The sequence below is a fragment of the Pseudoalteromonas sp. T1lg122 genome, assembly GCF_002964825.1.
GTDB classification, from domain to species: domain Bacteria; phylum Pseudomonadota; class Gammaproteobacteria; order Enterobacterales; family Alteromonadaceae; genus Pseudoalteromonas; species Pseudoalteromonas gelatinilytica.
Window position 1 is genome coordinate 733,404 of sequence record NZ_PQCG01000007.1, and the last position, 22,037, is coordinate 755,440.

At 39.2% G+C, this 22,037-nt stretch carries 22 protein-coding genes; 3 read left to right on the forward strand and 19 right to left on the reverse strand.

Annotation, left to right across the window (positions count from 1 at the left end; translation table 11 throughout):
• Positions 1 to 127 precede the first annotated feature (127 nt).
• From C2M33_RS08810 to C2M33_RS08880, 12 genes are all read right to left on the reverse strand, one after another.
• Positions 128 to 1,399, reverse strand: a complete 1,272-nt coding sequence (locus C2M33_RS08810) for a tyrosine-type recombinase/integrase (RefSeq protein WP_105174291.1) — start codon at positions 1,397 to 1,399, stop codon at positions 128 to 130.
• Positions 1,400 to 2,508: 1,109 nt separating this feature from the next.
• Positions 2,509 to 2,946: a hypothetical protein gene (locus C2M33_RS08820; RefSeq protein ID WP_105174293.1), complete on the reverse strand. Its 438-nt coding sequence runs from the start codon at positions 2,944 to 2,946 to the stop codon at positions 2,509 to 2,511.
• A 301-nt stretch (positions 2,947 to 3,247) separates the two neighbouring features.
• Entirely contained in the window at positions 3,248 to 3,781 is a 534-nt protein-coding gene (locus tag C2M33_RS08825; RefSeq protein ID WP_105174294.1) for a hypothetical protein, read from the reverse strand.
• A 107-nt stretch (positions 3,782 to 3,888) separates the two neighbouring features.
• Positions 3,889 to 4,347, reverse strand: a complete 459-nt coding sequence (locus C2M33_RS08830; RefSeq protein WP_105174295.1) for a hypothetical protein — start codon at positions 4,345 to 4,347, stop codon at positions 3,889 to 3,891.
• Between the two features lie 108 nt (positions 4,348 to 4,455).
• Positions 4,456 to 4,893, reverse strand: a complete 438-nt coding sequence (locus C2M33_RS08835) for an SUKH-3 domain-containing protein (protein WP_105174296.1) — start codon at positions 4,891 to 4,893, stop codon at positions 4,456 to 4,458.
• Between the two features lie 785 nt (positions 4,894 to 5,678).
• Complete coding sequence (locus C2M33_RS08845; RefSeq protein WP_063704672.1) at positions 5,679 to 6,188, reverse strand: hypothetical protein; 510 nt, start codon at positions 6,186 to 6,188, stop codon at positions 5,679 to 5,681.
• A gap of 121 nt (positions 6,189 to 6,309) precedes the next feature.
• On the reverse strand, positions 6,310 to 6,663 hold the full coding sequence (locus C2M33_RS08850; RefSeq protein WP_105174297.1) for a hypothetical protein: 354 nt from the start codon (positions 6,661 to 6,663) through the stop codon (positions 6,310 to 6,312).
• 784 nt (positions 6,664 to 7,447) lie between these two features.
• Positions 7,448 to 7,669 carry a hypothetical protein gene (locus C2M33_RS08860; RefSeq protein WP_105174299.1) on the reverse strand — a complete coding sequence of 74 codons (222 nt, stop codon included), beginning with the start codon at positions 7,667 to 7,669 and terminating at the stop codon, positions 7,448 to 7,450.
• Between the two features lie 100 nt (positions 7,670 to 7,769).
• Positions 7,770 to 8,246 carry a hypothetical protein gene (locus tag C2M33_RS08865; RefSeq protein WP_105174300.1) on the reverse strand — a complete coding sequence of 159 codons (477 nt, stop codon included), beginning with the start codon at positions 8,244 to 8,246 and terminating at the stop codon, positions 7,770 to 7,772.
• A gap of 120 nt (positions 8,247 to 8,366) precedes the next feature.
• On the reverse strand, positions 8,367 to 8,636 hold the full coding sequence (locus tag C2M33_RS08870; RefSeq protein WP_105174301.1) for a hypothetical protein: 270 nt from the start codon (positions 8,634 to 8,636) through the stop codon (positions 8,367 to 8,369).
• Between the two features lie 117 nt (positions 8,637 to 8,753).
• Positions 8,754 to 9,107: a hypothetical protein gene (locus C2M33_RS08875; protein ID WP_138625615.1), complete on the reverse strand. Its 354-nt coding sequence runs from the start codon at positions 9,105 to 9,107 to the stop codon at positions 8,754 to 8,756.
• A 208-nt stretch (positions 9,108 to 9,315) separates the two neighbouring features.
• Entirely contained in the window at positions 9,316 to 9,597 is a 282-nt protein-coding gene (locus tag C2M33_RS08880; RefSeq protein WP_105174302.1) for a hypothetical protein, read from the reverse strand.
• A gap of 233 nt (positions 9,598 to 9,830) precedes the next feature.
• Between C2M33_RS08880 and C2M33_RS08885 the strand changes: the two genes are divergently transcribed.
• On the forward strand, positions 9,831 to 10,355 hold the full coding sequence (locus C2M33_RS08885) for a hypothetical protein (RefSeq protein WP_063704664.1): 525 nt from the start codon (positions 9,831 to 9,833) through the stop codon (positions 10,353 to 10,355).
• A gap of 191 nt (positions 10,356 to 10,546) precedes the next feature.
• On the forward strand, positions 10,547 to 12,091 hold the full coding sequence (locus C2M33_RS08890; protein ID WP_233999133.1) for a DUF4153 domain-containing protein: 1,545 nt from the start codon (positions 10,547 to 10,549) through the stop codon (positions 12,089 to 12,091).
• A 124-nt stretch (positions 12,092 to 12,215) separates the two neighbouring features.
• Here C2M33_RS08890 and C2M33_RS08895 read toward each other — a convergent pair whose 3' ends face one another.
• The 7 genes from C2M33_RS08895 to lrp form a co-directional block, all read right to left on the reverse strand.
• Positions 12,216 to 13,760: an arylsulfatase gene (locus C2M33_RS08895; RefSeq protein WP_105174303.1), complete on the reverse strand. Its 1,545-nt coding sequence runs from the start codon at positions 13,758 to 13,760 to the stop codon at positions 12,216 to 12,218.
• Between the two features lie 163 nt (positions 13,761 to 13,923).
• The gene (gene serS, locus C2M33_RS08900) at positions 13,924 to 15,228 is read right to left on the reverse strand and encodes a serine--tRNA ligase (protein WP_105174304.1); all 1,305 of its coding nucleotides are present in this window, start codon (positions 15,226 to 15,228) and stop codon (positions 13,924 to 13,926) included.
• Positions 15,229 to 15,237: 9 nt separating this feature from the next.
• Positions 15,238 to 15,624 (reverse strand): fluoride efflux transporter CrcB, encoded by a 387-nt coding sequence (gene crcB / locus C2M33_RS08905; protein ID WP_082389253.1) that lies wholly within the window; start codon positions 15,622 to 15,624, stop codon positions 15,238 to 15,240.
• The gene (locus C2M33_RS08910) at positions 15,617 to 16,954 is read right to left on the reverse strand and encodes a replication-associated recombination protein A (RefSeq protein ID WP_105174305.1); all 1,338 of its coding nucleotides are present in this window, start codon (positions 16,952 to 16,954) and stop codon (positions 15,617 to 15,619) included. The genes crcB and C2M33_RS08910 overlap by 8 nt, the downstream gene beginning before the upstream one ends.
• Before the next feature lie 3 nt (positions 16,955 to 16,957).
• Entirely contained in the window at positions 16,958 to 17,584 is a 627-nt protein-coding gene (gene lolA, locus C2M33_RS08915) for an outer membrane lipoprotein chaperone LolA (RefSeq protein ID WP_063704654.1), read from the reverse strand.
• Positions 17,584 to 20,085 carry a DNA translocase FtsK 4TM domain-containing protein gene (locus C2M33_RS08920; protein ID WP_105174306.1) on the reverse strand — a complete coding sequence of 834 codons (2,502 nt, stop codon included), beginning with the start codon at positions 20,083 to 20,085 and terminating at the stop codon, positions 17,584 to 17,586. Before C2M33_RS08920 ends, lolA begins: the two co-directional genes overlap by 1 nt.
• A 131-nt stretch (positions 20,086 to 20,216) precedes the next feature.
• Positions 20,217 to 20,696 (reverse strand): leucine-responsive transcriptional regulator Lrp, encoded by a 480-nt coding sequence (gene lrp, locus C2M33_RS08925; RefSeq protein ID WP_063704651.1) that lies wholly within the window; start codon positions 20,694 to 20,696, stop codon positions 20,217 to 20,219.
• Positions 20,697 to 20,838: 142 nt separating this feature from the next.
• Here lrp and ald point away from each other — a divergent pair, with 142 nt between their 5' ends.
• A complete protein-coding gene (ald, locus tag C2M33_RS08930; RefSeq protein ID WP_063704649.1) occupies positions 20,839 to 21,960 on the forward strand; it encodes an alanine dehydrogenase in 1,122 nt (373 codons plus the stop codon).
• The last annotated feature ends 77 nt before the right edge of the window (positions 21,961 to 22,037 follow it).

The following is a 22,037-nucleotide window of genomic DNA, read 5'->3' on the forward strand; positions in this document are numbered from 1 at the left end:
CTAATGTAGGTGTATTCTTAGTCTTAATCATACTCAAAGAGTAATTAATAAGATACACTAACGTATGAATTTACCCATTTTTGACTACAAAAGCCTTAGATTGGTGTGATTATGCTAATGAGTAATACTAAATTCTCGCTTTACCAAAAAGCTTACTTTCCCATTTTAACAAAGCAACCTTTCTATCCATCATATATTCTTGCAAGTTATAAACCTTTTGCATACCTTGCAACTGGTGGTTAAGTATCTTCTCAACCACAATCGGATCAGCGCCAATATCATCATCACCTAACCGTGTAGCCATTGTTCTTCGCAGATCATGGGGCACAAACTTTGGTACACCTAGCTCGTTTTGTTTTCGGTTTACCGCCCTTGAAAGTGAGTGCCTATCAATGGGCTGTTCACCTACTGCGTTCGTGGTACAGCTTGTACTAGGAAACACATATTTTGAGCCTAAATAGCTGAATGAAGCTCTTAATCCATCAAGCATAACTATCATATTTTGAGTAATTGGCACTTTGTGAATTCGCTCCCCTCCTTTGTTTTGTTTTACTCGCTCGGCAGGAATGGTCCATATCATCTTTTCAAAGTCGAATTCACTCCACTGTGCTCCAGTCACTTCTATCGGCCTGCAACCAGTTAACGCAATAAATTTCAACGCATATATAACTTGAGTACTTACACCTAGCTTAGGCAAGCGCTCAAATACTTGTATCAATTCTTCAAACTCAAGAGCGCGTGTCCGCGACTTTTCAATACCGCCAACGTTCTTTTTCTTTGCAGTGCTTATCGGATTGCCCTGCATTAGGTCTCGCTCAACAGCGAAGTCGAACATCTGTTTGAGAATTGAAAGAGTTTTATTGGCTTGAGTACCAGCTCCCCTGTCGGTTATTGGGTCTAATACTTTGCTTAAAATATCGCGGCGGGTAATGTCTTTTAATTTTACGCCTCCTATCGCTGGTAGAACGTCTTTATTAAACATACGCTCAACCTCTATAGGATCTTTACGGTGTACCTTGATAAAGCGCGTGTAGAACTCCTGAAATAGTGCCTCAACTGTGGGTGATGTATCTTCAATGAATTGCTGTTTAATATTCTGTTGTCTTGTTTCATAAACATCTTCGCCTGAAGCAATGCGACCTTTTAAACTTTCTACCTCTTTTCTCACTTGCTTTAATTCACGTTCACCGTAGTAGCCAAGATGGTAGTTACGCTGTTTGCCCTTAGCGCCACCCAAGCGATAATTCAAATACAGTGCTACACGAGCTGTTTTATTGGTGTTAGTTGGTTTGCCTACACGAGCATGGAAGCCACTCAGCTTAGTATCATTGATACGTTTTATTTGATCAGGGATATTACTTAACGTTGAGTCACTCAGAAGCATTTTTACTGTTGCCATATGTAGCACCTACTTTTAATAAACCAACTACATGCAGCATATATGTAGCATAAACGCAGAACAACTACTTATTTCTAATTAGAGCTAATCATCCCTAATTAAAAATATAATCAACTGATTTTATTAAATTAAAAAATATGAAATGCACCTACTTAATTCTAATTAAAGCTACTTAAAGCTAATCGTTATTATTATGGGGTGTCAGGGGTCGCAGGTTCAAATCCTGCTATGCCGACCATTTTTCTACACTCTATTCAATTAGTTAATTAACTTACCTATTTACTTTATCGCACCTAAACTCTACATTCTTTTATTTATATCGCACATTTATCGCACCATATTAATTTAAACTTATTTTCTCATTTTTAGGTCAGATTAGGTGTTGATTGGGGGGGGGATATATAGGAAGACAGCTAATGGCACCTCAGTTAGCCTTATAAGTTTTCACTTGCCACCGATACGATGGAGTGACGAATTAAAACAGTGTTCCAATTGTTCATAAATCATCAGATTTTTTTCAATATAGTCGTTCACCATTTCAATGAAGCTTTCAATTTCTTCTTTGTCATATGGTATCACAATAATTTTGGTGATCACCCTATGATTGATTTCGTTTAACCATTTGATCCTATCGAGCTTTTCGCTGAGATCCAATTCCTTATCCCACAAATAAACACGAACAGACACAGTTAATGAGTGAGCTAACATTCGAAAAAAGTCGCATCTTTCACTGTCAGATAGCGATTCTATTTTATCGATGAAACTATTGAGCTTAATACCAATCTCCTTTTGAGAACAGCGCCATTACTATTAGGCGCATAAATGCTTGGCTAAATCAGCGACGGAGAAGCAAACGCCGACTGTTTTATCCTTTTTTAATTTCTTGTTATGTTTGAATATCACTAATATATGTTCTTTTGATTTCATAATAGAATTGCCGAATCCAAAACAGCAACCTTTTTAAAAGGTCAAAAGGGATCACTACCAATTACGAGTAACGCAAATTCAGAGTTTTTAGTGAAATAGCGAGTTGCTATAGTAAGTATTTTAAAATAAACATCACAGCATTCGCTCTTTTAACAAATGCTGTGTAATTGACCTAGTTACCTTCACTTTTTAGAAGATAATGCCGCTTCTCTAGCTAGTGAAGTGATCTCATTAGTCAAAGCATCATCAAACGAAAATGAATAGACTCTCCAACCTTGCTTTACTTTAAAAAATTGAAACTCATAACGTAAAGGTTGTCTATCATAAGTAACTAAATAGGTAACATGCACAAAGTTGTCACCTACAAAATAGGTGTCTATTTTGCCTACGTTGTTTATCTCTCCAACGAGTCCTTCAAGAGCATTCAATTGAGTTTTAACATTTTTAACTTGATCAGGAATTGAAGATACGTATTTGTTCGTTTTGTAAATCGAATCTACGGCTTCATTTACCTTACCAGATTGGTAAAGCTTAAAAAAATCATCAATTTCAGATTGATAATCTGATGCTAAAGAATTGAAAGATAATAATGTCGCTATTAAAAACACTGATAACTTCATATTTGGTAATATTCCTTTAGTTATGAAACCCAAAATGGGCATATCAAGCTTGAATAAAATTCGCTAAAACGATCTCCTAGCCAACTTTAAACAACCTTCTTATTGTTTTTTTAGCTTACAGTTCTTATCCTTAAAGAGAAAGTTATAATTGTTTATCTTTAAAGTGTGTTGCATTGATAGTTGTACAATAATTCCTTGCGCGTTATCTTAAAGAATTATGAAAAACATTCCTCTTTAAGTTATTCCATATGAAGCAATTTACAGATTAAATCAAAACTTCTTTAAATGGATTTCTTAATATCTAAAACGTTAATAACGTTGAAAAGCTATACACTAATTTACCATCAACAGCCTCATGATCTTTAGCTACAAATTGTGCCGTCCAACCTTTTTTATCACTTGATGCTAAACCTGAAGAATTCAACTGACAAAAGAGTTGCTCTAAAAATAATGATTGGTAACTAATTAAGAGATCTTCCAACTCTGATTTACTTTTTGAAACTGGAATATTTATTTTTGCGTTGTAGATAGCGTTAATGGATTTTGGTTTATAAGCATTGAATTTAGTATATAAATCAATATTCTGATTGATAAATGAATCGAGTTCATCTCGCTCTGCTTGTTGCAAATGATAAACAAATGCTGAATCACAGCATTCTGTTGCAAAGGATCGCTTATAAGCGTCGTTTACAAAGCGTGAAGAGAAAACAACAGTTCTAGGTTTGTTAGTTTGACTTTGAATATCAAAATCATTGAGTTCTAGAATTCGATGAACTCTCCATATCCCTGAACCATAGCTTCTGACCCAGTCTCCGACCTTCATATTATCGCCCATACTTTCCTTGATGCCTAACGCAGTGATAAACGGAACAAAATAGCAGGCTACAATTTAGAGCGTACACGGCCTGATGTTTTCTGTTCGATTTAATTACCTTGTTAAGGTTATAAAGCACCTTTTTTGATTGAGTGTGCTTCAAGTTCTTTTGCTATTAAATCTCGATCTATATCTTTCGGTAATAAAAATGTAATTTCACTATCATCTGTAAACTTAAAAACTATGCCGTCAACAATAAAAGTATACGAAGATATCAGCTCCCAAGGTATCGAAGTTATATTATCTGCTTTGATTCTAATAAGACCTTTGGGGCCGGAATCAATTTTCACTGGTGACAGCCACCTGATCGTATACATGCCCCAAGCTAAAATGAAACCTCCTGCAGGCGCAATCCAAATAGTTTTAACCAGATGATTGATAAAGTCATCTTTAGTCAACAGACTTACAACTGCCAAAATAACGAAAAACAACGTCCAAATAAGGCAGCTGATTAACACCCCTTTTGAAATGAGGCTATATCTTTCTTGCTTTTGGATTGATTTAACCCAAGGCTCAGTCCACTTCATTGTCTGATTGTAACCCTAACGCCGCATAGAGGGCGGATAAAGCTTGGCTAAAATTAGAAACGAAGGAGCGCAAGCCAAGCGTTTTGCGTCCTTTTCATAATTACTTAATTAGGTTTTGCTTAGCGCATTTCGGTAATTTATACCAAGTAAGACTTTGTTAACTGTATCTTGAAACGAGCCACCGAAATATAATTGCTCATCTGGATCTGTAAAGATATAAAAGTTATTAAATTCATCGACAACTATTTGCATGTGATCTCGATGAGCTGAGGCAACAGAGAAGAGGCTATTTATGTTAGTCCAATATTTATCAAACTCTTTGCCTAAATCAAAAGTTTTAGAGTAAAAACAAATTTCACTCGCTGAAAAGTCTCGACCTGGAGCGACTTCACCTACGGTTAGACCTCCGTATTCTTTTAGAACTCTTATTGCGTTTTTGTATGCTGGCTTAAATAAATCCAAAATATTAGTTTGTACTTTTACATTTCTTCCTTCATACCAACCAGAGTCGTCAAACAATTTCTGAATATATTGCTCGGTGTCCATTAAAAACCTAACATGTTTATAGCGAGCAAATCGGGTGTTTTTCTACCACAGTATCGCTCGCTTTTCTGAATGACTCATTTGTAACAAACTTCTTAAGTAATTGCCAATACTACTAAAATGCAGGAGCTTTAGCTTTTTCTTAGGACAAGAACGAGCTATAGGATCGTTTTCCTGACTATAAAAGCTATATTCTTTGACGAAATAGAAAAGCAATTGTGTACAGACGAAGGACGGCTCTATAAAAGAAAGGCCTTGGTAACACCCAGTTAGGGGCTGATTAATGTTTGGCTAAAATGCAAAGGTAGCGAAATCGAACCAAGCTTTAGCAGTCCCATGCTTAAACAGCTTGTTAGGTTTTCTTATACACATAGAACCTAAATATCATTGCTTGGGACAATGCAGTCAGCGCAAATAATACAGAATCCTGACTTTGAACAAAATACAACGTTAAGCTTACTAGAATACTAACTACCATATAGATCTTGAAGGAAGCATTTGCATATTTACAAATTACCCAATGAACAGGAAAGCCGACACATAGCCACCCGACCAAGGATACAAGTAAATAGACACCTAGAAAAAGTAAACTTGATACAAATAAGTCAGCAATATCACTAGCGGTTGTAGATAGTGAAGCCATAACCGAAGTTATTACGATTATTCCTAAGGCTACCCATGACAGGCTTTTGATAATTGCGCTATCCCAGTTTCCTAAGTCCACCACTCCTCCATTAAAACATAACGATAAGCTCTGCTGCGTCGTTGCTTGAGTGCCTTGTTATGTGTTAGTTATTCGATTCTCTGCAATTACCATAATAATCGAATTGCATAGGTGAAGCTTCTTTTGATTTTCCATCAATACGGACTAATTCAGCTTTACAGTATGAGTCATAAGCACCTAACTTACCCGACACGTTTATTTCATAATTCTGCTCTGCTTTTGGCTTGAATGAAGCGTAAGTTGTACAATTGCTCATGCCTGCAACAGACATAATCATGAAGGTGTATTTTTTATCAGCAACAAGATTTACGCCATCTGGATTTAATGGCGAAATTAAAGGATTACTGTCATCCAAAATAACTAATTGAGCTGCACTTTCCGCACCAAACGATTTTCCACATGATTCCTCTTCTGAGTGAACATTTACAAATGTAGAGTAACCAAGAAAAGGCGCATTGAAATCATGATTTATTTTTAGTGTCGCTGTAGGCTGGTTTGCTAGAGGAGCTTTATACTTAGGTAAGCCTGCACAACCACTTACAATTAACGGTATTAATAAAAAGCCAACTCTCATAATAAATCCTTTCCTAAAATATTCGGGTAACAGCAACGCTTGCCTAACCGCCGCAAAATAGCAGGCTAAAATTAGCGACGTAGGAGCGCAAGCCTGCTATTTTGCGTCCTTTGTTATATGCCTAATTGCATGTGACACGATTGTCTTTGTGCACTGAAATAACAACACGTTTATTTATTTCGTTGTTAGTAACGTATCCGCAACTACCGTGATTTGCAACCGAATTTGCAGTGATAAATGTATAGTTGTATACACCCTCTTGCTGTTGCGCCAGAGAATAATGAAGGGTATTGCTTGCACCGTTAGAAATTGCACCAAAATCTAAGTGGCTATTTGGTAAATCAATTTCCGCTTGAGATATGGTTGCACCCGAATAATTCACGATTGTGATAGCAGGTAAAATAAAGAAGCTAGACCAATAAAGCACGACCAGTAAAGTGAGAACTGATAAGGCAATTTTCAACAGAAGTTTCATCTAGCTCCTATAGGCATATAACGCCGCCTTAAGAGGTGATTAATAGTTGGCTAAACTGTGAAGCGAAGCGGAACCGAGCCAACTGTTACGAATCCAACTTTAAGGCCTTGTTAGGGCATGTTATTTCAAAAACATATGCTTGATTTGGTGTCTCTCCGCAACCACCAGACCGACATTCGTAGCTAATGACAACAATCATGTCATCTCTCAGAGTAACTTCATAATTGCTGCCACAATATTTACCCGAAAACTTATTAATTTCTTCCAAATAAAATGAATAACTTCTAGAAGGATATGAGACTACTTTTGCCAATATTATCTCTGCATTTCGGCTCATTATTACAATACCTTCACCGGAGTCAGCATCATCTATGACTTTCAGGCTAGAAGAGCAGCCTGCAATAGCGACGATTAAAAATATGGTGAGGAATCTCATAGTGCCCTAACAATTTTATAGTGCGCGCGTCGCGCATCATTCTGCTGATGTCACGCTCATGTATTAATAAATCTATTTTTAACAAATAACGTAATGCATTGCCAATTCTAATTTTTTATTGATACTAAAGATATTCAGAAAAAGAAAATGCGCATACTACACAGTATGGAAATCAATTAACTCTTATTTTAAGCCAACCTAATGTTTAACTATCTATGAAAATAGATCTTTAGAGGATTTTTCGGGAACACTCTACTTGTGGACATTTATAGTTGGTTAAAACTGTTGCCGGCAGTGAAACCATCCAACTGTTAACTCACCCGCTTAAGTGCCTTGTTAGTGTGCTATTTACAACCAGCCATCTTTTTGCGGCTCATCGCCTAATACTTCAATTGCAACAGCACACAAATCCTCCCCTAATATTTGATTGGAACCCCAATTTTTATTCCATTTAATTGCACACTCCTCTGCAACACCACGGAAAGAGTACTCTTCGTTAACTCTCAAATGTTTAATCCATTTGGCAGCTTCAAGGCTTATCAATGGTCTTAATTCATCCTTAAAATCCAAACTTTTACTCCTTACACTCTAAAGCCCGCATAATAGGGAGATAATGCTTAGCTAAAATTAGCGTCAGCCAAGCTTTTTGCGTCCACCCTTAGTGCGATTGTTATATTGCATTGTAAACCATTGGCTCACAAGGCTTTGGTTTATATTCACAATACCAATATTCAATGGTTACAATTTGAGCGACAGCTTGCTCTTTTGATACTTGAGTAAATAAACCATTCTTTAATACATAAAATAGCTCATTTTTATTAGCTGCTACTTTTAGTTGATTCCATTGACCAGCATCAACCAAGGTTGAATGGTGATTGAAGCGATATTGTATAGTTGCATCTTCGGCTAATGTAATTGAACTGTAGGATCCAAAATATAGCTTACTATTAATGCCGTTAACTTTTACTTGTTGGTACGCACTCGGATCTTGGTATGCAACCGGAGATATTAGATATACGATTGTACTTTCGGTACTAGGCAGAATAGGAAATTGATACTCAGCTGATTTGGATTTTAAAATTTCAGCAGGAATTCCAACGCAAGATATTAGTGCCGAAGCGACTAAAATAATGATTAGATTACGCATAGCTCCCCTTGCAATATAACGCTTGCCGTAAACGGCACAAAATAGCAGGCTAAAATTGGCGACGAAGAAGCACAAGCCTGCTGTTTTGCGTCCTTTGGTTTGGGCACTTGTTATGTGTTTTTATTCAGGTTTTAAACCTGACAACTTAACGCTTTCACCTTTTGAAATTGACTTTGCTTGGTCTAAAGTAAACTGAAACCAAAATTCAGTGCGATTCTCATCGAAATAACTAAAGCAAAACTCCACTTCATCAGCGTCAAAGCCACCAACAAACGATGGAGACTGAAACATATCGCTCGACTCTATTTCAAGCCATTGATGAGTTGAGTAGTCTTGGTTAACTATCTCAATACAATTAGATTTTAATTCATCTTCAATTGGTATATCCATCACCGACCTATTAGAGCCAAAGCCCGCATAATGAGCGGATTAAGCTTGCTAAAATTAGCGAGGAATGAGCGCTAGCCAAGCTTTAGGCGTCCATTCATTGATGCGTTTTTATGTGCTTTATTTATACCTACATACTTGAGTAGCACTAATTTTATGACTTGCCACTTGGGATGAATCATTCACTGCAAAGCGCAAAAACAAACTGGTATAGCAATTAGGGACTATCTTGCTTTTTAATCTCTCTAATTCGGCTGAATTTGAATCACCACCAAAGTTTTTTTGCATATCATTTTTCATAGCATGAGCATTTAGCCAAACTTCTAAATCAGAATAGTCAGTAGATGCTTGAAGTTGGGCGCCAATTTTTACATTCCACGCGTCTTTCGCCTCTTTGATTGCTTGAATATCAATATTTTGTTGCTCTGAGCATCCGAAAAGAATAATCAACATCAAAAGCAAAGCGACACGCAACGGAAACCTCCTAGCACATAACAATTTTATAGTGCGCTCGTCCCGTATCTTTCTGCCGATGTTACGCGCATGTATAAATAAGTCTATTAGTAACAAATAACTTAAAGCATCGCCAACTCTAATTTTTCTATTAGTACTTAAAGATATTCAGAAAATGCGCTCGTCGTTCATCCTGGGGCAAAAATAAGTTACCCCAAACTCCTTTCAATTATTTATCCATCTGTACTTCAAACTCCTTAAAAATACTGTTCACATTCACTTTTGCGCCTAGCTTTACGGCGATTAAAAACAGGCCTGCTAGTTTTCTGTGAACGAACAAGGCATCTACCGGTGGTGCGTGCCAATGCTCTGAAGCGGTGCTCATTTTAAGGCCAAGTTCTTTAATGCGTTTTGGTAAGTCGCTATTTGCAAAGTCATACTCACCTTGGTGGCGCAGTGGCTCGCAGGCGAATAGAAATATATCAACGACATTATCTATATTCTTGAGCAAGTCCTTGTTGAAAATAGCCAATGTGCTGCTCTACTGTTGCAATACATGCACTGTATTATTGAGTTTCATTGCCTAATAATCTGAATTTAGTTAAATATTTTCAGTTACTTCAATTACCTGTTTACTTTAGATGTTTGTAGTGGAAATATGGGAACAGCTTAATAAAAATTAATTTTCCAGTAACAAACAATAAACTTAAGCCTTTGACGTACAGCTTATTAAAAGGAGTTATTTTGAAAGTATATTTACTATTTTTTATTGTTTTTCTGTGTGGTTGTAATTCTACTCCCGAGCAAGACTTATCAACAAAACCGCTGCAAACCACAGAAGTACCTAAGTCTCAAAAGATTTATTTCTTTCAACATAAAATTCTCCCCGAATGGACTTTTACAACAGAGGGGAAATTTTATGATGACCTGTTAAAAGGTGACTTGAGTCATTTAAAAACAGTAGCAACAGATATTATCTCGATTGAATATGCAAACGGCATTAGTAGTGAAGTGTTAGAAGACGCTGTGTTAATTAAATTCCCAAAACCAATTGCCATGGCAAACTGTTTTTTTGTTTTAATATTAAAATCTAACGATGGGTTTAAGTTTTATACTTACGAGAAGACAATGAGCTTTGGCGACGATGATCCTGTCATTGGTGTTGTTGGTAGCTGGTCACCCGAAGGTAGCCACGGAAACTTGGGTGGTAGAACATATAGCGAGGCAGCAAAATTTGTCTCTGATGTACTCGAAAATGCACATTTTTAAAAACTTATAATAAAGAAAACTATGGATACTCACTTACCCAAACGCCTTATAATTTCGTTCTCACTTATTCAAAGTATAGTTCTTACGTTGCTTTATCGTAGTGCTGAACATGAATTTTGGCCCGGAACAAGCCCTGTTTGGTTATTTTCATTAGTAACTTTTTTTATAAGCTTTCCTCTTTTAGTTTCTCTATGTATTACCAAGACAAATTTAAAAGATACAATAAAATTTTTTTACTGCCATTCTCAATTACTTTATCCCTTTTAGGTGCTTATGTAGGCTTTCAACAAGAACCAAAAGCATTTATAAACAATAGCAATATTATTTCAGTGTTTATTTTTACAGCTTTAATTGCCTGTTTTAAAGTACTTATGTATGTACAACAATACATCGATAATAAGAAATTTAGTTACAGCTCGTTAGTTGAGCTCTCTTGGCAAAACTTCATTGTTTTCTCTTTTAGCTGCCTATTCATTGGAGCACTTTGGGGAATTTTAAATTTAGGTGCTAGTTTATTTGCGGTGCTTGAAATTAATTTTTTCAAGGAGCTTTTAGAAAAAGATTGGTTTGTCATTCCTGTACTTAATATTGCATTTGGCTTTGCGGTCTTCATTTTTAGAAAAATAATACATACCGTCGAAACTGTTTCTACGATGCTACAAACTTTACTTAACTTTATGCTGCCTACGCTTACAGTTATCTCTTTAGGGTTTTTAGTTACCCTGCCTTTTACTGGATTGAGTTCTTTATGGAAAACCGGTTCTGGTAGTTTATTGATTTTGTGGTTACAAGCGCTTACTCTTTTCTGCGTAAATGCGGTATATCAGTACGGATCAGGGCATAAGCCCTATAGTCTACTTATTCACCGCCTTATTTTTATAGGTGTTGCGCTACTACCCATTTACAGTCTAATTTCTGCTTACGGACTTTGGCTTAGAATCGAACAATATGGCTTAACTGTTGATAGATGTTGGGCTATTTTAGTCTGGTCTGTTCTTACTAGCTTCTCCTTTGGTTACTTGATAGGCATTATAAAAAAAAGAGACGCATGGTTAGAAACTCTAGGCTCAGTAAACATTGCAATGGGCTTTATTGTTCTCACTCTTATGCTATTAGTAAACTCCCCTGTTTTAAATTTTCAGCAAATCTCTGCGAATAGCCAAATCGCTCGTTTAGATGAAGGTAAAGTCAATTTCGAAGAGTTTGATTATTATTATTTTGGGTATGCACTAGGTCGTCAGGGCTACTTAAAACTGCAAACACTCATTAATGAATCAAAGACTCTACCTAAAGAGCACATTGCAATTATTCAACGTATGTATATAAATCATAAACTTGCCAACAAAAACAGATCATTTACCAACTTTGAAAGTTTGATAACTTACTGGCCAAGCAAGGAAAGTATACCTGCCGATCTCGTAAAGAGTTTTTACGAAAGAGAAACACAATATGAGTGGTCTATTTATCAAACGAAAGATTATTACTTAATTGCAATAGATTTAGATGATGATACCAAGCCTGAGTTTATTGCAATTGAAGAGAGTAACGAATTAACAAATGCAGATATGTGGGTGATAGAACATGGACAATGGGTTGCAAAATACATGACTACATCTAACTCTGGTAAAGATAACTACATCAAAGAATTAATCAAAAGTGGTCAAATCGAAACGGTTAAACCCAAGTGGAAGAATATAAAGATTGGAAATTTAGAATTAAAATCACCAAACGATTAGTTAAAACCTATTTCAAATTCTTTTAGTTGTACTAGTTCAAAAATAAAAAAGCCGCATAGTTGTATATTAGCTTCCCTATGCGGCTTTGATTAAATTAAAACTCAATGAATCGCTTTATTGATTGTTACTGCTTACCAGACATCAACTGTTCCATTAACTGACTAAAGTCGAAGCTAGCCGCTTTTTGTAGTGGTGGATATTTTGATAATGACTGAATATGCTCACCAAGTAAGTGTTGCACAGGCTCATTTAGCCATTGCTTAGCTTGCACTATGTCTGAACGGTCAGTTAAGCCATCAAAGCTTTCAAACGGGTCCATGCGTAAGTTATAGATAATCGGGAACTTTTGTTTTTCGTACTGAGCGTAATAGTTTTCGCTCGTTTCGAAATGAAGTTTCCACTGTTTGTAACGCACAGCTTTAATGCTCGATTCGTAATAATACAGAAAGCTATCACGCGCACTCTCGTCCGTTTTACCTAACCAGTAATCTAAGTTATTTACGCCATCAATTGGTTGCTTGTGTTCTTTAAGGGCTTTTTTCACGATATTTGGTTCACCCGCTGCTGCTGCAAGGGTTGTATAAATATCCATGTGTGACTGAATGCCATTTAATACGGTATTTGCTGGAACTTTACCTGGCCAGCGAACAATCATAGGAACGCGTACGCCGCCCTCGTAAGTTGTCATTTTTTCACCGCGGAAGGGTGTTGTACCGCCATGTAATCGTGCACTGTGCTCAGGGCCATTATCAGTAGAATAAATCACAATGGTGTTATCTAGGGCGCCCATCTCTTCGAGCGCAGCCATCAACTCACCGACTTGTTGATCATGCTCAATCAAGCCACTACCATATAAATCATGCTCTGTGGTGTACTCTTCAGCTAAATAACGGCTTTCATCACTTAAACGCGTGTACATATGCATGCGGCTTGGGTTAAACCAAACGAAGAAAGGTTTATCAGCTTTTTGAGCTCGTTTAATAAAATCCAGACTCGCAGTCATAAACTCTTTATCGACATTTTTCATTCGCTCACGAGAAAGTTGGCCGGTATCTTCAATTTTTTGTTTACCCACTTTCCCAAAACGTGGGTCCACTGTTTTATCATCTACATTTGTGGCGTAAGTATGTAAAACACCTCGCGTACCATACTTTTTGAAAAATTCAGGGTCTTTTGGATAATCACGTTGCTCGAATTCTTCTTGCGTATTTAAGTGATATAAATTTCCGAAAAATTCATCAAAGCCATGAACTGTAGGTAGGTGCTCGTTGCGATCACCTAAGTGGTTTTTACCAAATTGCCCTGTTGCATAACCCTGCTCTTTTAAAACCTCAGCAAGCGTATAAGAACCCGCTTTTAAACCAAGCTCTGCGCCTGGTCGGCCTACCGTTGTCATGCCGCTACGAATTGGATATTGGCCTGTGATAAGTGCAGCGCGCCCTGCAGTACAAGATGGCTGCGCATAATGATCGGTAAACATTGTGCCTTCATGGGCGAGTTTATCGATGTTTGGCGTTTTGTAACCCATGGTACCTAGTCCATAAGCACTAACGTTTTGCCAGCCAACATCGTCGGGGAATATGATTAAAATATTAGGTTTGTCTTTAGCAAAAGCGACCGAGCTTGCTAAATACAAAGCAGCGGATGCTACGGCGAGTAGTTTTTTCATAACAGCAGTCCTTCGTGTATTGTGATTGAGTACTAATAAAATTTATTGTACGTTTTTCAGTCTACTAAAATTACTGTATACCGCAATTAATTATTATTGCTAGGCATAAAAAAACCGTATTTGCTTACACAAATACGGTTTTTAAACGTTATGAACTTAAATGTTATTTAATAACTTCTAAGCCACCCATGTAAGGGCGTAATACTTCAGGTACAACAATCGAGCCGTCAGCTTGTTGGTAGTTCTCTAAGATTGCTACAAGGGTTCGACCAACCGCTAAACCTGAACCATTTAGTGTATGAAGTAGCTCTGGCTTTTTCTCGCCTTGGCGACGGAAACGCGCTTGCATACGACGTGCTTGGAAATCAACCATGTTAGAACATGATGAGATTTCACGATAAGTGTTTTGTGCAGGTAACCATACTTCTAAATCGTAAGTTTTTGCTGCGCCAAAGCCCATATCACCCGTACATAAAATCACTTTACGGTATGGAAGTTCTAATGCTTGTAAGATTTGCTCAGCGTGACCTGTTAGCTCTTCTAGCGCTTGCATTGAATCTTCTGGTTTTACTAGTTGTACTAATTCAACTTTGTCGAATTGGTGCTGACGAATAAGACCACGTGTATCACGGCCATAGCTACCCGCTTCACTACGGAAACAAGGTGTATGTGCTGTTAATCGAATTGGTAAGTCGCTTTCGTCGTAAATTTCGTCACGAGCACTGTTCGTAAGCGGTACTTCAGCTGTAGGAATTAAGCTAAAACCTGGTTGTTGCTGACCGTCGTCATCAACTAAACCTAATGTGTGGAATAAGTCACCAGCAAATTTAGGTAATTGGCTTGTACCGTATAAGCTTGCGCTATTAACAAGGTAAGGCACATACATTTCTGTATAGCCGTTTTTGTCTGTGTGCGTATCAAGCATAAACTGCGTAAGAGCACGGTGCATACGTGCAACTTGACCACGCATAACAGTAAAGCGTGCACCACTGATTTTAACGCCCATTTCAAAGTCTAGGCCGTTTACGTCTTGACCAACATCTACGTGATCTTTTACTTCAAAGTCGTATGACTTAGGCGTACCCCAGGTTGAAATTTCAACGTTTTGGTCTTCATCTTCACCTACTGGTACTGACTCATCAGGTAAGTTTGGAATAGCAAGTGCAATTTGCTTAAGCTCTTCAAGTACTGCGTCTTGCTCAGCTTTAACGCTGTCTAGTTGATCACCAAGGTTACTTACTGAATCAAGCAGCTGTTGTGCTTTTTCGTGCTCGCCTTTCGCTTTTGCTTGGCCGATAGCTTTGGAACTTGCATTACGCTCGCTTTGAAGTTCTTGCGTTTGTACTTGTAATGTTTTGCGTTTTTCTTCAAGTGCAGTTACCGCTGCAATATCAAGTTCGAAACCGCGAGTTGCTAAACGTGCAGCCGCTTGTTCGATATCTTGACGTAAATATTTAGAATCTAACATGTTTGATTTTTAACCTTTTTGCATTACCAGCTGAAGGCCCAGCCAAGCCATAAATATACACACCACCACGTTTAGGGTGATATTGAGGGCCATTTTAAAAAAGTGACCTTGTTGCAAGAGCAACAACGAATCCATTGAGAATGTTGAAAAGGTGGTCAATGCACCTAAAAAGCCAATACCAATTAAGGTTTTAGCGGGGCTAACAGCGATTATTTCTTTTTCAATCAAGCCGTATAAAATGCCCATTAACAATGAACCAAGAATATTAACTGTCAACGTGCCAAAAGGGAATCCCCTACCGAGCAGTTTTAACATGGTTTCGCTAAGAAAATAGCGTAAACACGCCCCTGAAGCGCCCCCCATTGCAATCATCATATAAAGTTTCAAGCTATTCATAGCGTTTAATATCACTTTGCTCGTTGCGCTGGCTTAAATAGTCCAGCTTTTGTTTTATTTTTTGTTCAAGCCCACGGTCAGTTGGGAAGTAATACTGGCGATCATTAATTGCCTCAGGGAAATACTTTTCGCCAGCCGCAAATGCCCCTTCTTCATTGTGCGCATAACGATATTCAGCGCCATAACCCAAGTCTTTCATTAAGTTGGTTGGCGCATTACGTAAATGCTCAGGCACCGGATAACTCGGCTCATTTTTAGCATCTTGCAGCGCTTGATTAAACGCCATATACACGGCATTACTTTTCGGGGCACTGGCTAAGTAAATGGTGGCTTGTGCGATAGCGCGCTCACCTTCACTTGGGCCAACACGTTGAAAAATATCCCACGCGTTGAGTGCCACTTCCATTGCTCGCGGGTCAGCATTGCCAATATCTTCTGTAGCAATCGCTAATAAACGCCGAGCCACATAAAGTGGGTCGCCACCCCCTGCTAAAATACGGCAATACCAATATAAAGCGCCATCAGGTGAACTACCTCGCACTGACTTATGAAACGCTGAAATCAAGTCATAAAACTCATCACCACCTTTGTCGTACTTGGCTAAGTGAGTTGGCAGTACTTGGCTTAAAACATGTTGATCAACAAGGTATTTGCCCTGCTGCTCCGTAGTTAAATCAACCGCTTGTTCTAACAGATTCAGCACTTTACGTGCATCGCCATCACTTGCTTGGCAAAGCGCTTGTTTAGCGTTATCGGCAATGTCTATGTGTTTTTGACTAAGCTCTACGTCTTCACGTAAAGCGCGTTCAATGACGGTAAATAAGTCGGCTTGTTCAAGCGCTTTTAAAACATACACACGAGCACGAGACAGAATCGCATTATTAAGTGCGAATGATGGGTTTTCGGTGGTTGCGCCTACGAAAATAAAGGTGCCGTCTTCGATATGTGGTAAGAATGCATCTTGCTGAGATTTATTAAAGCGGTGCACTTCATCGACAAACAATAAGGTGCGTTGCCCTCGCCCGGCAAGGTTTGTTTTTGCTTCGCTTACTGCCTCACGAATGTCTTTAACACCTGCTGTAACCGCAGACATTTGAATAAGGCTGGCATCGGCATGGTTTGCAATAATCTGCGCTAAGGTGGTTTTACCAACACCTGGCGGCCCCCACAAAATAAGACTGTGGCATCGGCCTGCAAGAATCGCTTGGTAAAGAGGTTTATCGGGGTTTAAAAGGTGCTGCTGACCAATGTAGTCATTAAGTGTTTCAGGTCGCATGCGCGCCGCAAGTGGGCGCACATCAGGACCAAAATTAAATCCGAGGTTACTCAAGCCTTAATCACCTTGGCTTTGGTCGTCAACTTCAACGCCCTCAGGAATAGTAAATTCAAAGGTTTGAGCCGCCAGTGCTTCGTTTACCTTGGCATCTTTAAAGGTAAATAAAGACTGCTGACCTGAGGTATCTAATACCGTTAGTGATGCGAGGCCTTGCTCTTTAGCGTTAAAGCGAATGTCTAACTTTTCAACTTGGCTCTCAACGCCTTTGTTTGGCGTGACACTAAAGCCAGCATCGGTTGCCACAACTTGGTATTTAGCCCACTGCTCTGGATCTTTTGAGGTTAACAATACAAACGGTGTTGAATCAATCAGGCTGTGAGTATTCATAATCGTTACTTGCTCAGCAAAGCTGTCGAAGTAATACGTTTTATCGCCATTTGATACAAACAAGGTATCGTCTGGGCTTTGCTGTTGCCAACGGATCATCATAGGCTGCTGAAGGGCAATATTCCCCTCACCTTGCATGATAGCTTCACCTTGTGAATCGGTCACTTGCTGTGAGAACTGTGCTTTAAAACTTTTAATCGCAGCCAGCTGTTGTTGCAACGCTTCGCTGTCGTCTGCAAAACTTTGACCGCTTAATAAACAACCCACAATTAGGGCTAGGTATTTAATTTTTTTCATTAATTTGCTCCACCATTTGGCACTAAGACTTCGCGGGCACCGTTGTGACCTGGTGCGCTAACAATGCCTGATGTTTCCATTTGTTCAACTAAGCGTGCTGCGCGGTTGTAACCTACACGAAGCTTACGCTGTACACTCGATACCGATACTTTGCCGGTTTCAATTACAAATGATACTGCTTCATCGTAAAGCGGATCTGACTCTTCATCACCGTCTTCACTGGTTTCTCCTGGTAGTAAAATTTCTTCTGTGGCATCGCCACTTAAAATTTCATCAATATAATTTGGTTTGCCGCGTTTTTTCCAATCGTCTACAACCGCATGAACTTCGTGGTCGTCAACAAACGCGCCATGCACACGCACTGGTACACTGGTACCCGGCGGTAAGTAAAGCATGTCACCCATACCAAGCAAGTTTTCAGCGCCTTGCTGATCTAAAATGGTACGCGAGTCAATTTTACTTGAAACTTGGAACGCCATACGGGTTGGAATATTCGCTTTAATCAAACCAGTAATTACGTCAACCGATGGGCGCTGTGTTGCTAGCACTAAGTGAATACCTGCTGCACGGGCTTTTTGCGCGATGCGTGCAATAAGCTCTTCCACTTTTTTACCCACGATCATCATCATGTCGGCAAATTCGTCAATGACCACCACAATACTTGGCAGTTTATCTAGCTCTGCTGGGCCATCGGCCATGCCGTTGGTGTCTTTAAACAGTGGATCTAGAATCGGTTGACCCGCTTCTTTGGCATCCAACACTTTTTGGTTGTAACCTTTTAAGTTACGCACACCAAGTGCCGACATCAGCTTATAACGACGTTCCATTTCGCCTACACACCAACGCAATGCATTGGCTGCTTCTTTCATGTCGGTAACAACTTCACATAATAAATGTGGGATGCCTTCGTACACAGAAAGTTCAAGCATTTTCGGGTCGATCATGATCATACGAACATCATCAGGGCCCGATTTGTACAGTAAGCTTAATATCATTACATTAACGCCCACTGACTTACCTGAACCTGTGGTACCCGCAACAAGTAAATGTGGCATTTTGCCAAGGTCAGCACATACTGGCTCGCCAGCAATGTCTTTACCTAATACCATAGTTAGTGGTGATGGGTTTGATTCAAACTTAGGCGCGTTAATAACTTCACTTAAGCGCACGATTTCACGGTGTTTGTTTGGTAGTTCTATACCCACATAGGTTTTACCCGGAATTACCTCTACCACACGGACACTCACCGCAGACAGTGAACGCGCTAAATCTTTTGATAAACCTGTGATTTTGGCCACTTTAATACCCGGCGCTAAATCAAGCTCAAAACGCGTTACAACCGGCCCCGGGTAAACCCCAACCACCGCAGCTTGAATATTAAAATCAAGTAGTTTTGTTTCAACTAAACGCGAAATACCATCAAGCTCTTCTTGTGATAACGGGTTTTTAGCTTTGTCAGGGCGGTCTAATAAATCAAGCGACGGCAACGGATTTGCTGGCGGTTGCTCTTCAAGTAAGGCTTCAAACTTTTCTTTTGCCGTTGGCGGTGGCTGATACGCTGGTTTTGGTTTAGGCATTGGGCGCGCAGGCGAAACAACCGTTGTAACTGGTTTCTCTGGTTCTAAAACGGGGCTTTGATCAAGCGCATTAAGTGCTGATACTGTATCGAAAGATTCATCATCAAGGGCACTAAAACCAATTTCTTGGTCAAGAATATCGTCTAGTTCATCAAAACCTTGGAAGCCATCATTGGCTTTTTCAGCAGGCTTCTGCTGTGTTTTAGTCTGCTTTGGCTCATCTTTTTCAGCATCTTTAAAACCAATTGCAGGTTCGTTTTCTGGCTCGACAAAGTTTGCATCAGGCTCTGTGGTCGTAACGTCTTTGACGGCTTCTTTCTCGCGGTGCATCCAGGCAGAAAATTGCTCACGCAAAAAGTAGAATGTTTTCATCACCCATTTGCCAACAAAATCGACAAATTGTACCCACGAAATACCGGTTAATAAGGTTAAACCTGCAAAGAAAAAGCACAGTAATAAAATAGAGGTTCCGGTAAAATTAAAGGTCGGCATCATGGCTGTAGCGATGACATCTCCCACTACCCCACCGGATGAAAAATTATAAATATCATCAAAATTAATGCTGCTGATGGCTGTCGCTGAAGTAATAAACAGCGCAAAGCCAATTACACGTAAGGCAAGTGTGGTGTAATCAAGCTGAAAAATACGGTGTGGCTGTTTAAACAGTAAATAACCAAACAACTGAATAGCAACAGGCACTAAATAAGCAAGCCAGCCAAAAGTGAGTAATAGGATATCTGCAACCCAAGCTCCCGCTGTGCCGGTAATATTCTTAACATTAACAAATTCACCGGTTTGCGACCATGAAGGGTCGGCAGGATCAAAACTGATTAATGCACATAAAATAAATACTGCAGCAAAGGTGCTGATGATTAGCCCTGTTTCTAACAGTCTTGAACACCATTTAGGCGCATAGCTCCCTATTCCTTATTATTCTTTACTTATCGATTAGCAGTGAAATACCTTAGCAGGAAATGCCGTTTGATGCACTTTATCTTAACCTTGATGGACTGATAATGAACAAGTTTTTGTTACTCAATGTGTATTTTAACAGTTTAGGCGATATATGGGCGAATAATGACCCCTTGTTCACCTTTTACTTCTTCCATTACCACATAAGTTCGGCTTTCACTGACGTTGGGTAGTTTTAGCAGAATATCACCCAGTACATTGCGATATTCAGACATATCATTTACCCGCGTTTTTAATAAAAAGTCGAAATTTCCCGACACTAAGTGACATTCGATTATTTCGTCGTGTTTTTTAACTGCAGCGTTAAACTCTTCGAACACATCTGGCGAGGTTTTCGTGATAGTGACTTCTACATACACGGATAATCCTTGACCGAGCTTAGCAGGGTCTACTACCGCTTTGTATCCAAGTATATAACCTTCTCTTTCAAGCTTTTTAACCCGCTCTAAACATGGGGTGGCGCTTAGGCCTACACGCCGCGCGAGCTCTACATTAGAGATCCGACCATCGAGCTGTAATTCCATTAAAATTTTACGGTCTATCCTGTCGAGTAATTGGTGCATATGGCAAACCAGAGTTTTAAACTGTTATATATTAATTTTCAGAGTATATCACTAGAATACCACTTAAAAAAGGTGAGACACACTGGCAGGTCATGAATATAATAGTCAAAAATTTTACCCCGTTCTATTAAGGCGAAAAACTATGATTATTGGTGTACCTAAAGAAATTAAAAACCATGAATACCGTGTAGGTATGGTTCCTGCGAGTGTTCGTGAACTAGTAAACCATGGCCACCAAGTATTTGTTGAAACTGATGCTGGTATGGGCATTGGCTTCACAAACGAAGATTATGTAGCAGCAGGTGCTGAAATTTTATCAACAGCGGCAGAAGTTTTTGCTAAAGCTGAAATGATCGTAAAAGTGAAAGAGCCACAAGCTGTTGAGCGTGCAATGTTACGCGAAGACCAAATTCTATTTACTTACCTTCACTTAGCACCGGATCTTCCACAAACTGAAGACCTAGTGAAAAGTGGCGCTATCTGTATCGCTTACGAAACAGTAACTGATGCACGTGGCGGTTTACCTCTTCTTGCTCCTATGAGTGAAGTTGCTGGTCGTATGTCTATTCAAGCTGGTGCACAAGCATTAGAAAAATCTAACCACGGCCGTGGTATGTTACTTGGTGGTGTACCAGGTGTTGAGCCAGCTAAAGTTGTTGTTATCGGCGGCGGCATGGTTGGTCGTAGCGCAGCGCAAATGGCTGTTGGCCTAGGCGCAGACGTTGTTGTTCTTGATCGTAACATCGATGTATTACGTGCTTTAGACGCACAGTTTGGTAATAAAGTTAAAGCACTTTACTCAACTGCTGACGCGTTAGAAAAACACGTACTAGAAGCTGACCTTGTGATCGGTGGCGTACTAATCCCAGGTGCTGCAGCGCCTAAACTAGTAACTGCTGAGCACATCAAAGCAATGAAACCTGGTTCTGCAATCGTTGACGTTGCAATCGACCAAGGTGGTTGTATCGCAACTTCTAAAGCGACTACTCACGCTGATCCAACTTACATCGTTGATGACGTTGTTCACTACTGTGTTGCTAACATGCCAGGTGCTGTTCCACGTACTTCTACGTTCGCACTTAACAACGCAACGTTACCGTTTATCATCAACCTTGCTAACAAAGGCTACAAGAAAGCGCTTCTTGACGATGCACATTTCTTAAAAGGCTTAAACGTGATCAAAGGCCAAGTTACTTATAAAGAAGTAGCTGAAGCTTTCAACATGGAATATGTTGACCCACGTACAGCGGTTGAAAATGCTTAATAAGCATTGTGAATCGAAATAAAAAAAGCAGCGATATCGCTGCTTTTTTATGCCTGTTTGCAAGTGAAGAGCTCTAC